Annotated in this window: 12 protein-coding genes and 1 pseudogene; 12 read left to right on the top strand and 1 reads right to left on the bottom strand. The window is 62.6% G+C overall.

The window, feature by feature from the left end; genetic code table 11:
• Nucleotides 1-16 precede the first annotated feature (16 nt).
• The 12 genes from zapE to lpdA all read left to right on the top strand — a co-directional run bounded on the left by zapE (nucleotide 17) and on the right by lpdA (nucleotide 13,363).
• Complete coding sequence (zapE, locus tag CO670_RS07890; RefSeq protein ID WP_097589743.1) at nucleotides 17-1,180, top strand: cell division protein ZapE; 1,164 nt, start codon at nucleotides 17-19, stop codon at nucleotides 1,178-1,180.
• Nucleotides 1,181-1,355: 175 nt separating this feature from the next.
• Complete coding sequence (gene mdh, locus CO670_RS07885; protein WP_004679265.1) at nucleotides 1,356-2,318, top strand: malate dehydrogenase; 963 nt, start codon at nucleotides 1,356-1,358, stop codon at nucleotides 2,316-2,318.
• A gap of 34 nt (nucleotides 2,319-2,352) precedes the next feature.
• The gene (gene sucC / locus CO670_RS07880; protein ID WP_097589742.1) at nucleotides 2,353-3,546 is read left to right on the top strand and encodes an ADP-forming succinate--CoA ligase subunit beta; all 1,194 of its coding nucleotides are present in this window, start codon (nucleotides 2,353-2,355) and stop codon (nucleotides 3,544-3,546) included.
• 18 nt (nucleotides 3,547-3,564) lie between these two features.
• Nucleotides 3,565-4,467 carry a succinate--CoA ligase subunit alpha gene (gene sucD, locus CO670_RS07875; RefSeq protein ID WP_097589741.1) on the top strand — a complete coding sequence of 301 codons (903 nt, stop codon included), beginning with the start codon at nucleotides 3,565-3,567 and terminating at the stop codon, nucleotides 4,465-4,467.
• Nucleotides 4,468-4,635: 168 nt separating this feature from the next.
• Entirely contained in the window at nucleotides 4,636-7,620 is a 2,985-nt protein-coding gene (locus CO670_RS07870) for a 2-oxoglutarate dehydrogenase E1 component (protein WP_097589928.1), read from the top strand.
• Nucleotides 7,621-7,636: 16 nt separating this feature from the next.
• Nucleotides 7,637-7,945: a YciI family protein gene (locus CO670_RS07865; RefSeq protein ID WP_097589740.1), complete on the top strand. Its 309-nt coding sequence runs from the start codon at nucleotides 7,637-7,639 to the stop codon at nucleotides 7,943-7,945.
• Nucleotides 7,946-7,984: 39 nt separating this feature from the next.
• Nucleotides 7,985-9,235: a 2-oxoglutarate dehydrogenase complex dihydrolipoyllysine-residue succinyltransferase gene (gene odhB, locus CO670_RS07860; RefSeq protein ID WP_097589739.1), complete on the top strand. Its 1,251-nt coding sequence runs from the start codon at nucleotides 7,985-7,987 to the stop codon at nucleotides 9,233-9,235.
• A gap of 11 nt (nucleotides 9,236-9,246) precedes the next feature.
• A complete protein-coding gene (locus CO670_RS07855; RefSeq protein ID WP_097589738.1) occupies nucleotides 9,247-9,996 on the top strand; it encodes a DUF4241 domain-containing protein in 750 nt (249 codons plus the stop codon).
• On the top strand, nucleotides 9,993-10,523 hold the full coding sequence (locus tag CO670_RS07850; protein ID WP_097589737.1) for a hypothetical protein: 531 nt from the start codon (nucleotides 9,993-9,995) through the stop codon (nucleotides 10,521-10,523). The genes CO670_RS07855 and CO670_RS07850 overlap by 4 nt, the downstream gene beginning before the upstream one ends.
• A complete protein-coding gene (locus CO670_RS07845; RefSeq protein ID WP_097589736.1) occupies nucleotides 10,520-11,272 on the top strand; it encodes an SDR family oxidoreductase in 753 nt (250 codons plus the stop codon). Before CO670_RS07850 ends, CO670_RS07845 begins: the two co-directional genes overlap by 4 nt.
• A gap of 19 nt (nucleotides 11,273-11,291) precedes the next feature.
• A complete protein-coding gene (locus CO670_RS07840) occupies nucleotides 11,292-11,930 on the top strand; it encodes a LysE family transporter (RefSeq protein ID WP_097589735.1) in 639 nt (212 codons plus the stop codon).
• Nucleotides 11,931-11,956: 26 nt separating this feature from the next.
• Nucleotides 11,957-13,363, top strand: a complete 1,407-nt coding sequence (gene lpdA, locus CO670_RS07835) for a dihydrolipoyl dehydrogenase (protein WP_097589734.1) — start codon at nucleotides 11,957-11,959, stop codon at nucleotides 13,361-13,363.
• A gap of 93 nt (nucleotides 13,364-13,456) precedes the next feature.
• On the opposite strand, the pseudogene CO670_RS07830 reads toward lpdA, so the two are convergent.
• Nucleotides 13,457-13,996: pseudogene (locus CO670_RS07830) on the bottom strand (IS5 family transposase); the annotation flags it as partial.

Here is a 13,996-nt window from a genome sequence, read left to right as displayed (position 1 = left end):
AGGCGGATATGCCCTCATGCAGCCAATGCCAGATTATGCGATCAGCGTCTGCGAACAGCTCAAGTCGCTGACGCTTGCTGGTGCGCTGCAGGTCGATGCCGCGCAGATGGACGTCGCGAGAAGCCTGGACCGGGTGCTGGCCGGGCTGAAGCAGCAACGGCCGGCGGCGAAATCGAGCGCTCTCGGCTGGCTTTTCGCCTCGAAGAAGAAGGCCGCGGGCGGCATCAAGGGGCTCTATATCCACGGCAGCGTCGGGCGCGGCAAGACCATGCTGATGGACATGTTCTTCTCGATGGCGCCGTGCAGGAAAAAGCGTCGGGCGCATTTCCACGAATTCATGGCCGACGTGCACAACCGTATCGCGGCGCACCGGCTGAAGCTCAAGAACGGCGAGACGAAACAGGCCGACCCGATGCCGCCGGTCGCCGCAGCGCTTTACGAGGAAGCGGAACTGCTCTGCTTCGACGAGTTCACGGTCACCGACATTGCCGACGCGATGATCCTGTCGCGGCTGTTCTCCGAACTCTTCGCGCGGGGATGCGTGCTGGTCGCGACCTCGAACGTCGAGCCCGACAATCTCTACAAGGACGGCCTCAATCGTGGCCTCTTCCTGCCTTTCGTCGCCCTGCTCAAGCAGCATGTCGATATCGTCACGCTGGATTCGCCGACCGACTACCGGATGGAGAAGCTGAACAGCCAGCCCGTCTATCTCGTGCCGATCAACGAACATAACGACATGGCGATGGAGGCATCCTGGACGCAGGCGCTGCACGGGCGCAAGGCGCATCCGCTTGACATTCCGATGAAGGGGCGCTCGATCCACGTGCCGCTCGCCGCCGACCGCATGGCCCGGTTTTCCTTTGCCGACCTTTGCGACAAGCCGCTCGGGGCGGCCGATTTCCTCGCCATCGCCGAACGGTTCGATACGGTCTTTGTCGATCACGTTCCCTTGCTCGGGCCGGAGAAACGGAACCAGATCAAGCGTTTCATCATTCTGGTCGATACGTTCTACGATCATGCGGTGCGGCTTTACATATCCGCGGCGGCCATGCCCGAGGAACTGCTCGTTAACCGCCGGGGCACGGAAGGCTTCGAATTCGACCGCACGGCGTCGCGCCTCTTCGAGATGCGGAGCGCGGAATATCTTGCGCTGCACCATGAAAAACGGGCTGCGGAGTAACAATCCGGTGACAAAATAAACTTACGTTTACGTAAGAATTTTAGTATCTAAACGATTGAAAACGCTGCATCAAAATTAATGGATTGCCATTTTTGGGCTTTGGGTCTATGCGATTGCGTCATTGAGCGGTGCCTAAGCGTCGTTCGACGAATTTGATCGCAAAGGAAACAGCGAAATGGCGCGTAACAAGATCGCACTCATTGGTTCTGGCATGATTGGTGGCACGCTGGCGCATCTCGCCGGCCTGAAGGAGCTGGGCGACATCGTCCTCTTCGACATTGCCGACGGCATTCCCCAGGGCAAGGGCCTCGATATCGCACAGTCCTCTCCGGTCGAAGGCTTCGACGCCAATCTGACCGGCGCCAGCGACTATTCCGCAATCGAAGGCGCCGATGTCTGCATCGTCACCGCCGGCGTTCCGCGCAAGCCCGGCATGAGCCGCGACGATCTTCTCGGCATCAACCTCAAGGTCATGGAGCAGGTCGGCGCCGGCATCAAGAAGTATGCGCCGAACGCCTTCGTGATCTGCATCACCAACCCGCTCGACGCCATGGTCTGGGCGCTGCAGAAGTTTTCGGGCCTTCCGGCCAACAAGGTCGTCGGCATGGCCGGCGTTCTCGACTCCTCGCGCTTCCGCCTCTTCCTCGCCAAGGAATTCAACGTCTCCGTTCAGGACGTGACGGCCTTCGTTCTCGGCGGTCATGGCGACACGATGGTGCCGCTCGCCCGCTACTCGACGGTCGGCGGCATTCCGCTCACCGATCTCGTCACCATGGGCTGGGTCACCAAGGAGCGCCTCGAAGAGATCATCCAGCGCACCCGTGACGGCGGCGCCGAAATCGTCGGCCTGCTGAAGACCGGCTCGGCCTATTACGCGCCGGCTGCCTCGGCGATCGAAATGGCAGAATCCTACCTCAAGGACAAGAAGCGCGTCCTGCCTTGCGCTGCCCATCTCACCGGCCAGTACGGCGTCAAGGACATGTATGTCGGTGTTCCCACCGTCATCGGCGCCGGCGGCGTCGAGCGCGTCATCGAGATCGACCTTAACAAGACCGAGAAGGAGGCCTTCGACAAGTCGGTGGCCGCCGTTGCCGGTCTCTGCGAGGCCTGCATCAACATCGCGCCTGCCCTCAAGTAATCGGCGCTGAACTAATCCAAACAGGAATAGACCCATGAACATTCATGAATATCAGGCCAAGGCTCTGCTGAAGGGCTATGGCGCGCCGGTCGCCGAAGGTGTGGCTATTCTCAAGGCCGAAGAGGCCGAGGCTGCCGCCAAGTCGCTTCCCGGCCCGCTTTACGTGGTCAAGAGCCAGATCCATGCGGGCGGCCGCGGCAAGGGCAAGTTCAAGGAACTGTCGCCCGAAGCCAAGGGCGGCGTGCGCCTTGCCAAGTCGATCGAGGATGTCGTTGCCAACGTCAAGGAAATGCTCGGCAACACGCTGGTGACCGCGCAGACCGGCGAAGCCGGCAAGCAGGTCAACCGCCTCTACATCGAGGACGGCGCCGACATCGACCGCGAACTCTATTGCTCGCTGCTGGTCGACCGCTCGGTCGGCAAGGTCGCCTTCGTCGTCTCCACGGAAGGCGGCATGGACATCGAGGCCGTCGCCCACGACACGCCCGAGAAGATCCAGACGATCGCCATCGATCCTGAGACCGGCGTGACGGCTGCCGACGTCGCCAAGATCTCGTCGGCCCTCAAGCTCGAAGGCGCTGCCGCAGAAGACGCCAAGTCGCTCTTCCCGCTGCTCTACAAGGCCTTCAACGAGAAGGACATGTCCCTTCTCGAAATCAATCCGCTGATCGTCATGAAGAATGGCCACCTGCGCGTTCTCGACGCGAAGATGTCCTTCGACGGCAACGCGCTCTTCCGTCACGACGACATCCGGGCGCTGCGCGACGAGACCGAAGAGGACGCCAAGGAAATCGAAGCTTCCAAGTGGGACCTCGCCTATGTCGCGCTGGACGGCAATATCGGCTGCATGGTCAACGGCGCAGGCCTTGCCATGGCGACGATGGATATCATCAAGCTCTACGGCAAGGAGCCGGCCAACTTCTGTGACGTCGGCGGCGGCGCCGGCAAGGAGAAGGTCGCTGCGGCCTTCAAGATCATCACCGCAGACCCCAAGGTCGAAGGCATTCTCGTCAACATCTTCGGCGGCATCATGAAGTGCGACGTCATCGCCGAGGGCGTCATTGCCGCGGTCAAGGAAGTCGGCCTCAAGGTTCCGCTCGTCGTGCGCCTTGAAGGCACCAATGTCGAGCTCGGCAAGAAGATCCTGAACGAGTCGGGTCTCGCGATCACGGCGGCTGACGACTTGGACGATGCGGCCAAGAAGATCGTCGCGGCGATCAACGGCTAATTTGAAGGATCGGAAAGAATGTCTATTCTCGTCAATAAAGACACCAAGGTCCTCGTTCAGGGTCTGACCGGCAAGACCGGCACGTTCCACACCGAACAGGCGCTCGCTTATTACGGCACCCTGATGGTCGGCGGTATCCACCCGAAGAAGGGCGGCGAAACCTGGACCGGCGCAAAGGGCGAAAGCCTGCCGATCTTCGCGACCGTCGCCGAGGGCAAGGAAAAGACCGGCGCCGACGCGACCGTCATCTACGTTCCGCCGGCCGGCGCCGCCGACGCGATCATCGAGGCGATCGACGCCGAGATCCCGTTCATCACCTGCATCACCGAAGGCATCCCCGTCATGGACATGGTCCGCGTCAAGGCTCGCCTCGACCGCTCCAAGTCGCGCCTGCTTGGGCCCAACTGCCCCGGCATCCTGACGCCGGAAGAATGCAAGATCGGCATCATGCCGGGCTCGATCTTCCGCAAGGGTTCGGTCGGCATCGTTTCCCGCTCGGGCACGCTGACCTATGAGGCTGTCTTCCAGACCTCCAACGAAGGCCTCGGCCAGACGACGGCCGTCGGCATCGGCGGCGACCCGGTCAAGGGCACGGAGTTCATCGACGTGCTCGAGATGTTCCTGGCCGACGAAGCGACGCAGTCGATCATCATGATCGGCGAAATCGGCGGCTCGGCCGAAGAAGACGCCGCGCAGTTCCTGAAGGACGAAGCCAAGAAGGGCCGCAAGAAGCCGATGGCCGGCTTCATCGCGGGCCGTACGGCGCCGAAGGGCCGCACCATGGGCCATGCCGGCGCCGTTGTGTCCGGCGGCAAGGGCGACGCGGAATCGAAGATCGCGGCAATGGAATCGGCCGGCATCAAGGTGTCGCCGTCTCCGGCCCGCCTCGGCAAGACGCTGGTTGAAGTCCTCAAGGGCTGAAACCACCTATAACCGGGCGGAGGAACGGCATCTGCGCCTTCCGCCCGGCCTAGTACACGAGACCAGCAGATGCGCCGCGGACAGGCGGCAATCGGAATGCGGCAGCCGGTGATCAAGCCGGCAAATTCATCAAAGTCAGGAGGCGGACGGAAGCGTTCGCATATCACCATGGCACGGCAAGAAGCCAACGAGCAGTTTCAGATCACCTCGTTTCTGGATGGCGCCAACGCGGCCTATATCGAGCAGCTCTATGCGCGCTACGAAGAGGATCCGGCGTCGGTGGACGATCAGTGGCGCACCTTCTTCAAGGCGCTGGAAGAAGATCCTGCCGATGTGAAGAAGGCGGCCAAGGGTGCTTCCTGGCGCAAGAAGAACTGGCCTCTGGCAGCCGCCGGCGATCTGGTATCGGCTCTCGACGGCGACTGGGGCATCGTCGAGAAGGTGATCGAGACCAAGGTGAAGGCGAAGGCCGTAGCCGAAGGCAAGCCCGCCGACACTACCGACGTGCTGCAGGCGACGCGCGATTCCGTCCGCGCCATCATGATGATCCGCGCCTACCGCATGCGCGGCCACCTGCATGCCAAGCTGGACCCGCTCGGCATCGCCGCTGCCGTCGACGACTATCGCGAGCTGTCGCCGGAAAATTACGGCTTCACATCAGCCGATTACGACCGCAAGATCTTCATCGACAACGTTCTCGGCCTCGAATACGCGACGATCCGCGAGATGATCGAGATCCTCGAGCGCACCTACTGCTCGACGCTCGGCGTCGAATTCATGCATATCTCCAATCCTGAGGAGAAGGCATGGATCCAGGAACGCATCGAAGGCCCCGATAAGGGCGTTGCCTTCTCTGCTGAAGGCAAGAAGGCGATCCTCTCCAAGCTGGTCGAAGCCGAAGGTTACGAGCAGTTCCTCGACGTCAAGTTCAAGGGCACCAAGCGCTTCGGCCTCGACGGCGGTGAATCGCTGATCCCCGCGCTCGAACAGATCCTGAAGCGCGGCGGCCATCTTGGCCTCAAGGAAGCCGTCTTCGGCATGGCCCATCGCGGCCGCCTGAACGTGCTGTCCCAGGTCATGGGCAAGCCGCACCGCGCCATCTTCCACGAGTTCAAGGGCGGCTCCTACGCGCCTGACGAGGTCGAAGGCTCCGGCGACGTCAAGTACCATCTCGGCGCCTCCTCGGACCGCGAATTCGACGGCAACAAGGTGCACGTCTCGCTGACGGCGAACCCGTCGCATCTCGAAATCGTCGATCCGGTCGTCATGGGCAAGGCCCGCGCCAAGCAGGACATGAGCGCGACGGTATGGGATGGCGACATCATTCCGCTGTCCGAACGTGCAAAGGTGCTGCCGCTGCTGATCCATGGTGACGCAGCTTTTGCCGGCCAAGGCGTCATCGCCGAAATCCTCGGCCTTTCCGGTCTGCGCGGTCACCGCGTCGCCGGCACGATGCACGTCATCATCAACAACCAGATCGGCTTCACCACGAACCCCGCCTTCTCCCGCTCGTCGCCCTATCCGTCCGACGTCGCCAAGATGATCGAGGCGCCGATCCTGCACGTCAACGGCGACGATCCGGAAGCGGTCGTCTACGCGGCCAAGATCGCGACCGAATTCCGCATGAAGTTCCACAAGCCCGTGGTGCTCGACATGTTCTGCTACCGCCGCTACGGCCACAACGAAGGCGACGAACCATCCTTCACGCAGCCGAAGATGTACAAGGTCATCCGTGGCCACAAGACGGTCCTGCAGCTCTACGCGGAACGTCTGGTTCGCGAAGGCCTGCTGACGGACGGCGAAGTCGAGAAGATGAAGGCCGACTGGCGCGCCCATCTCGAACAGGAATTCGACGCCGGCCAGCACTACAAGCCGAACAAGGCCGACTGGCTGGACGGCGAGTGGTCCGGCCTGCGCACGGCCGACAATCAGGACGAACAGCGCCGCGGCAAGACCGCCGTGCCGATGAAGACGCTGAAGGAGATCGGCCGCAAGCTCTCCGAGATCCCGGCGGGCTTCAACGCCCATCGCACGATCCAGCGCTTCATGGAAAACCGCTCCAACATGATCCAGAGCGGCGAAGGCCTCGACTGGGCGATGGCGGAAGCGCTTGCGTTCGGCTCGCTCGTCGTCGAAGGCCACAAGATCCGTCTGTCCGGACAGGATTGCGAACGCGGCACCTTCTCGCAGCGTCACTCGGTTCTCTACGATCAGGAGACCGAAGAACGCTACATCCCGCTCGCCAACCTGGCGCCGACGCAGGCCCGTTACGAAGTCATCAATTCGATGCTTTCGGAAGAGGCTGTCCTCGGTTTCGAATATGGCTATTCGCTCGCCCGTCCGAATGCGCTGACGCTCTGGGAAGCCCAGTTCGGCGACTTTGCCAACGGCGCGCAGGTGGTCTTCGACCAGTTCATCTCGTCGGGCGAACGCAAGTGGCTGCGCATGTCGGGCCTCGTCTGCCTGCTGCCGCACGGCTATGAGGGCCAGGGTCCGGAGCACTCTTCGGCCCGCCTGGAACGCTTCCTGCAGCTCTGTGCGGAAGACAACATGCAGGTTGCCAACGTCACGACGCCGGCGAACTACTTCCACATCCTGCGCCGGCAGCTGAAGCGCGACTTCCGCAAGCCGCTGATCCTGATGACGCCGAAGTCGCTGCTGCGCCACAAGCGGGCAGTCTCGACGCTTGCCGAACTGGCCGGCGAATCCGCCTTCCATCGCCTTCTCTGGGACGACGCCGAGGTGATCAAGGACGGTCCGATCAAGCTGCAGAAGGACAGCAAGATCCGCCGCGTCGTCATGTGCTCCGGCAAGGTCTACTACGATCTGCTGGAAGAGCGTGAAAAGCGCGGCATCGACGACATCTATCTGCTGCGCGTCGAGCAGCTCTATCCGTTCCCGGCAAAGGCGCTCATCAACGAGCTGTCGCGCTTCCGCCACGCCGAGATGGTCTGGTGCCAGGAAGAGCCGAAGAACATGGGCGCATGGTCGTTCATCGACCCGTTCCTCGAATGGGTGCTCGCCCATATCGATGCGAAGTACCAGCGCGTCCGCTACACCGGCCGTCCGGCCGCCGCCTCGCCGGCAACAGGCCTGATGTCCAAGCATCTGTCGCAGCTTTCGGCATTCCTCGAGGATGCGTTGGGCGGCTAAAACAAGGGAGGGCGTGATGGCTTACTTCTTTCTGCGACTGCAGCCGCCGCGCCCCACTTTCCCGCATGACGGGACCGGAGAGGAAATGGCAGCGATGAAACGCCATGTCGAATACTGGCATCGCAACGCCCTTGCGGGATCGGCCGTGACGGTCGGCCCCGTCTTCGAGGGGGAAGGCGCCTGGGGCATGGCAGTCGTCGAGGTCGAGGATCAGGCGGCGGCGCAGGCTCTTGCCGATAACGATCCGATCATCGCTTCCGGCTTCGGCTTCCACTTCGATATCCTGCCGATGCCCTCGATCATCTTGCGGCCGCCCGCCGTCTGAAACGTTTAAACGAAAACACACGAAATCAGGATTTGAACAATGGCCACAGAAATCCGCGTTCCAACTCTCGGTGAATCCGTCAGCGAGGCAACCGTCGGCACCTGGTTCAAGAAGGTCGGCGACGCCATCAAGGCCGACGAGCCGATTCTCGAGCTTGAAACCGATAAGGTGACCATCGAAGTTCCCGCGCCCACGTCCGGCACGCTTTCCGAAATCGTCGCCGCCGCCGGCGAAACCGTCGGCCTCGGGGCGCTGCTCGGCCAGATCGCCGAAGGCGCAGCTGCTGCCGCCGCGCCGGCTGCTGCCGCACCGGCCGCCGCTCCTGCTGCTCCGGCACCTGCCGCGCCCGCCGCTGCGGCTGCGGCATCGTCGTCGAGCGCCTCCGTCTCCACCATGCCGCCGGCTCCGGCGGCTTCGAAGATGCTGGCTGAAAACAACCTTTCCGCCGATCAGGTCGACGGCAGCGGCAAACGCGGCCAGGTTCTGAAGGGTGATGTCATCGCCGCCGTCGCCAAGGGCATTTCCGCTCCGGCGGCAGCACCCGCAGCAGCGCCTGTCGCTGCGCGCGGTCCGTCGACGGTCGAGGATGCCTCGCGCGAAGAGCGGGTGAAGATGACGCGCCTGCGCCAGACGATCGCCAAGCGCCTCAAGGATGCGCAGAACACTGCCGCCATGCTGACCACCTATAACGAGGTGGACATGAAGGCGGTCATGGACCTGCGCAACAGGTACAAGGACATCTTCGAGAAGAAGCACGGCGTCAAGCTCGGCTTCATGGGCTTCTTCACCAAGGCCGTGACGCATGCGCTGAAGGAACTGCCGGCTGTGAACGCCGAGATCGACGGCACCGACATCATCTACAAGAACTACTGCCACATCGGCGTTGCCGTCGGCACCGACAAGGGTCTCGTGGTTCCGATCGTGCGCGATGCCGACCAGATGTCGATCGCCGAGATCGAAAAGGAAATCGGCCGCCTCGGCAAGGCAGCTCGCGACGGCCAGCTTTCGATGGCCGACATGCAGGGCGGCACCTTCACCATCTCGAACGGCGGCGTCTACGGCTCGCTGATGTCCTCGCCGATCCTCAATGCACCGCAGTCCGGCATTCTCGGCATGCACAAGATCCAGGAGCGGCCGGTCGCGATCGGCGGCCAGGTCGTCATCCGCCCGATGATGTATCTGGCGCTGTCCTACGATCACCGCATCGTCGACGGTAAGGAAGCGGTTACCTTCCTCGTGCGCGTCAAGGAGAGCCTCGAAGATCCGGAACGTCTGGTTCTCGATCTCTAAGGAGCGCTTCGATGCGGAACGGGATCTTGCGAGCGGCGCGCTTTCTTTTTTGCGCTGCCGCCGCGCATGCTCCGGTCTCCGCATCGGCCGCTGGCTGGGATGTCGGCAAGGCCATCAGCAATTTCGATCTGGTGGCGCTTGGCGACGCAGAGCTTTCCGCACGCTCGATCGGCGTGATCCACATGGGCAATGTCGAGCTGACCTCGGGGCGCATCGTCGCGGCCGATCCACTCGCCCAACCCGATCGGCCGGCGCTCGCAAGAACGGTTGCACCGGGCGATTATCCGGTGACGCTCTATCAGGCCTTCGGGCGCATTGCCGCCGCCAGCATGCGGTTTGCCGAGGGCAAGCCGGATCATTGGGAGCTTGCCGTTTTGCCCGGACAAGATCCGGCAACGCTGAAGGACGACGAGATCTTCGGCTATCCCGTCGACGCCGGTGTCGGCTGCTACATGGATGCGCAGACGCTCGATCTGATCGATGAGCGTCAAGCGCAGGTTCAGGCGCAAAAGCCGGATGCAGACATCAATTATTATGACGACGTGCTGGCTGCCGATCTCGACGCCAACAAGAGCATCTATGCGCTGCACCGGCCGGTCGCCGGCAAGAAGGGCAATGTCGCGGTGTTCTGGAGCGGCTGGGGCGACGGCATCTATCCGGTTTTCTGGGGGCTCGACAGGGACGGCCGCGCGCTGATGCTGCTGACGGATTTCGCTGTGATCGAGAATGCCGACGGGCGAAGGGAGCCGAAGCTGCAATGAGCGGTTGGATCGGTATCTCCGCGGGCCGGAAAGGTGTGGCGGCAATCGCCGCGGCTGCGGTTTTCGGCATTCCCGTGAGCGCCTTCGGCGCCGACTGCAAGCAGGAGCGGGCCGTCTATATCGATCGCGACGGCGCCTATGAACTGCGTTTTGCACCGCTGAATTCTTCGTCGGCTGCCGCCAGCAACCAGTTCAAGGTCAGTGCGTTGAAGACATCGGTGGTGATGGAAGGCTATGTCATGCCGTCGGAAGATCCGGTGCGCGCCATCGGCATCCTGATGTTCAACTGCCCCGAGGGCGACGTGACCGGCGCCGATCTCGATGCCTGCACAGTCTGGCAGGGCGCGGTCTACGGCATGGATGCGAAGGGCGAGATGGACAATCTGCAGCCCGAGGGCGCTGCCGCCGCCGAAAGGCTGGTGCTGCCCGGCCTTGGTCCTGCCATTCGCGAATCCAGCGCCTGGGGGGAAGGCAAGGCTTCCGTGGCGCCATGGGACGTGCTGACATTCAAGGAATGCGCGACATGAGCGGTGCACCTGTCGTTCTCGTGACCGGCGGCAGCCGGGGCATCGGCGCTGCCGCCTCGCGCCTTGCCGCGCGCCGGGGCTGGCGTGTCGCGGTGAACTACGCCTCCAACCGCGCGGCTGCCGATGCCGTCGTCGCGGCGATCGCCGCAAGCGGCGGCGAGGCGATGGCGATCGAGGGCAATGTCGGCAAGGCCGGCGATATCGTCTCGATGTTTGCTGCCGTCGATCGCCATTTCGGCCGGCTCGACGGGCTCGTCAACAATGCCGGCATCGTCGATTATCCGCAGCGGGTCGACGAGATGTCTGTGGAACGCATCGAACGCATGCTGCGCGTCAATGTGACCGGCTCCATCCTCTGCGCGGCGGAAGCGGTTCGTCGCATGTCGAGCCGGCATGGCGGACAGGGCGGGGCGATCGTCAATATCTCGTCGATGGCGGCGGTCCTCGGTTCGCCGGCGCAATATGTCGATTATGCCGCCTCGAAGGCCGCCATCGATACATTCACCGTCGGGCTGGCGCGCGAAGTGGCGGCGGAAGGCATTCGTGTGAACGCCGTCAGGCCGGGCATCATCGAAACCGACATCCATGCATCGGGCGGGCTGCCGGACCGGCCGCGCGACATGGCGCCGTCGATCCCGATGCAGCGCACGGGTTCGGCCGAAGAGGTGGCGGACGCGATCCTCTATCTTCTCTCTCCATCGGCTTCCTATATAACCGGCGCGATCCTCAACGTCAGCGGCGGCCGCTAGAAGGCAGGGCGAAAACAGCATGCAATATATTCTCGAATTCATGGGCCTGATGGCCGTTTTCTCGATCTTCATAGTCGTGCCGGGCGCCGATTTCGCCGTCATCCTGCGCCAGAGCATCGTGCATGGGCGCCGCGCCGCCATCATGACCGGGCTCGGCATGGGCTTTTCCCTGCTCTTCCATATCAGCTACACCATCCTCGGTCTCGGCCTCATCGTGTCGAAATCGCTGATGCTGTTTTCGATGATCAAATGGGCGGGCGTCGCCTATCTGGTCTATCTCGGCATCAAGTCGTTCCGCGAGCCTGGCTTCAGCGTGCGGGAGATCGAGGTGACGGCCGAAGACCGCAAGCCGGTCTCGATGCTGAAATGCCTCGGCATGGGCTTCATCACCAATGCGCTGAACCCGAAGCCGGTGCTGTTCTTCCTGTCGCTGTTTTCGACGCTGGTGCATCACGATACGCCCGCGCTCATTCAGTTCTCCTACGGCCTCGGCATGGCGGCGGCGCTGGTCGCCTGGTTTGCCGGCGTCTCCTACTTCTTCACGGTCAAGGCGATCCGTGACCGCTTCATCGCCAGCGGCAAATGGTTCAACCGCATCACCGGAGCGGCACTCGTCGGCTTCGGCTTCCGCCTCGCATTGTCGCGCGCGGCCGACTAAACGAAAAATCCAAAGGGAAAAAGCAAATGTCCTACGATGTGATCATTATCGGAACCGGCCCGGGCGGCTATGTCTGCGCCGTCAAGGCAGCCCAGCTCGGCCTCAAGGTCGCCGTCGTCGAAAAGCGCGCGACCTATGGCGGCACCTGCCTGAACGTCGGCTGCATTCCGTCGAAGGCGCTGCTGCATGCTTCCGAGATGTTCCACCAGGCCGGCCACGGACTGAGCGCCCTCGGCATCGACGTGCCGGCGCCGACGCTCAATCTCGCCAATATGATGGCGCACAAGGATGCGACGGTGAAGTCGAATGTCGACGGCGTCGCCTTCCTGTTCAAGAAGAACAAGATCGACGCCTTCCAGGGCACCGGCAAGGTCGTCTCGGCCGGCAAGGTTTCCGTCACCGCCGAGGACGGCAAGGTGCAGGAGATCGAGGGTAAGAACATCGTCATCGCCACCGGCTCCGACGTCGCGGGCATTCCGGGCGTGCAGGTCGAGATCGATGAGAAGACCATCATCTCGTCCACCGGCGGCATCGCGCTGGAGAAGGTTCCGGAAACGCTGATCGTCGTCGGCGGCGGCGTCATCGGCCTCGAGCTTGGCTCGGTCTGGTCGCGGCTCGGCGCCAAGGTCACCGTCGTCGAATATCTCGACACCATCCTCGGCGGCATGGACGGCGAAGTCTCCAAGCAGTTCCAGCGCATGCTCGCCAAGCAGGGCATCGATTTCAATCTCGGCGCCAAGGTCACCGGTGTCGAAAAGGGCGGCAAGGGCGCCAAGGTTACCTTCGAGCCGGTCAAGGGCGGTGATACGGTCACGCTCGACGCCGAAGTCGTGCTGATCGCCACCGGCCGCAAGCCTTATACGGCAGGCCTCGGCCTTGAAGAGGCAGGTGTTGCGCTCGACAATCGCGGCCGCGTCGAGATCGACGGCCACTTCAGGACCAATGTCGCCGGCATCTATGCGATCGGCGACGTGGTCAAGGGTCCGATGCTGGCGCACAAGGCGGAAGACGAAGGCGTGGCGCTTGCCGAAATCCTCGCCGGGCAGCATGGCCACGTCAATTACGAGGTCATTCCGAGCGTCGTCTATACTCAGCCGGAAGTCGCCTCGGTCGGCAAGACCGAGGAAGAGCTGAAGGCGGCGGGTGTGGCCTACAAGGTCGGCAAGTTCCCGTTCACGGCGAACGGCCGCGCCCGCGCGATGCTGGCGACCGACGGCTTCGTCAAGATCCTCGCCGACAAGGAAACCGACCGCGTGCTTGGCGGCCATATCGTCGGTTTCGGCGCCGGCGAGATGATCCACGAGATCGCCGTACTGATGGAATTCGGTGGTTCGTCGGAAGATCTCGGCCGGACCTGCCATGCGCATCCGACGATGTCCGAAGCCGTGAAGGAAGCGGCGCTCGCGACCTTCTTCAAGCCAATCCATATGTAATCTTACATATTCGTAATGAAGCGTTCAGCCGCTTGCCGCGAGGCAGGCGGCTGTTTTAATTTTGGCGCATCGTAGGTCGCAGCGACGATTTAACTATTTGAGCCAGATTGCGATAGCAGCGAGTTTGACGAAGCCCATGAAGTTGGCGAGGAGCTTGTCGTATCTGGTTGCAACGCGCCGGAACTGCTTGAGCTTGTTGAAGAAGCGTTCGATCTTGTTGCGCTCCTTATAGAGATCGACGTCGTAAGGGCGCAGGACTGTCCGGTTGCGCTTGGATGGGATGACGACGTCAATTCCGGCCTTGTCGATCCTGTCGACGAGATGATCTGCGTCATATCCCTTGTCAGCGATGGTGGCGTCGGCGTCGAAGCCCTCAACGAGTTCATGGGCAAAGGCGATGTCGTTGCGCTGCCCCGGGCTGGCGATCAAACGGACTGGAAGCCCAAGCGCCTCGGTCGCGGCGTGGATTTTGGTGCTCAACCCGCCCCGAGACCGCCCCAGGCCCTGGGCATCCGCCCCCCTTTGACTTTGCGAGCGCCTGCCGCATGCTGATGCGCCCGCACGACGGTACTGTCGATCATCAGCCATTCGAGGTCGGCTTCGCGGGCCAAAACCGAAAGCATCTCGTCAAGG

It is taken from the genome of Rhizobium sp. J15 (assembly GCF_002531825.1).
GTDB lineage: Bacteria > Pseudomonadota > Alphaproteobacteria > Rhizobiales > Rhizobiaceae > Rhizobium.
This window is presented reverse-complemented; position numbering and strand designations above follow the sequence as displayed.

Excerpts from the sequence above, each read along its gene's own strand:
- zapE (WP_097589743.1), top strand. The coding sequence starts at position 17 with ATGCAGCCAATGCCAGATTATGCGATCAGCGTCTGCGAACAGCTCAAG.
- mdh (WP_004679265.1), top strand. The coding sequence starts at position 1,356 with ATGGCGCGTAACAAGATCGCACTCATTGGTTCTGGCATGATTGGTGGC.
- sucC (WP_097589742.1), top strand. The coding sequence starts at position 2,353 with ATGAACATTCATGAATATCAGGCCAAGGCTCTGCTGAAGGGCTATGGC.
- sucD (WP_097589741.1), top strand. The coding sequence starts at position 3,565 with ATGTCTATTCTCGTCAATAAAGACACCAAGGTCCTCGTTCAGGGTCTG.
- CO670_RS07870 (WP_097589928.1), top strand. The coding sequence starts at position 4,636 with ATGGCACGGCAAGAAGCCAACGAGCAGTTTCAGATCACCTCGTTTCTG.
- CO670_RS07865 (WP_097589740.1), top strand. The coding sequence starts at position 7,637 with ATGGCTTACTTCTTTCTGCGACTGCAGCCGCCGCGCCCCACTTTCCCG.
- odhB (WP_097589739.1), top strand. The coding sequence starts at position 7,985 with ATGGCCACAGAAATCCGCGTTCCAACTCTCGGTGAATCCGTCAGCGAG.
- CO670_RS07855 (WP_097589738.1), top strand. The coding sequence starts at position 9,247 with ATGCGGAACGGGATCTTGCGAGCGGCGCGCTTTCTTTTTTGCGCTGCC.
- CO670_RS07850 (WP_097589737.1), top strand. The coding sequence starts at position 9,993 with ATGAGCGGTTGGATCGGTATCTCCGCGGGCCGGAAAGGTGTGGCGGCA.
- CO670_RS07845 (WP_097589736.1), top strand. The coding sequence starts at position 10,520 with ATGAGCGGTGCACCTGTCGTTCTCGTGACCGGCGGCAGCCGGGGCATC.
- CO670_RS07840 (WP_097589735.1), top strand. The coding sequence starts at position 11,292 with ATGCAATATATTCTCGAATTCATGGGCCTGATGGCCGTTTTCTCGATC.
- lpdA (WP_097589734.1), top strand. The coding sequence starts at position 11,957 with ATGTCCTACGATGTGATCATTATCGGAACCGGCCCGGGCGGCTATGTC.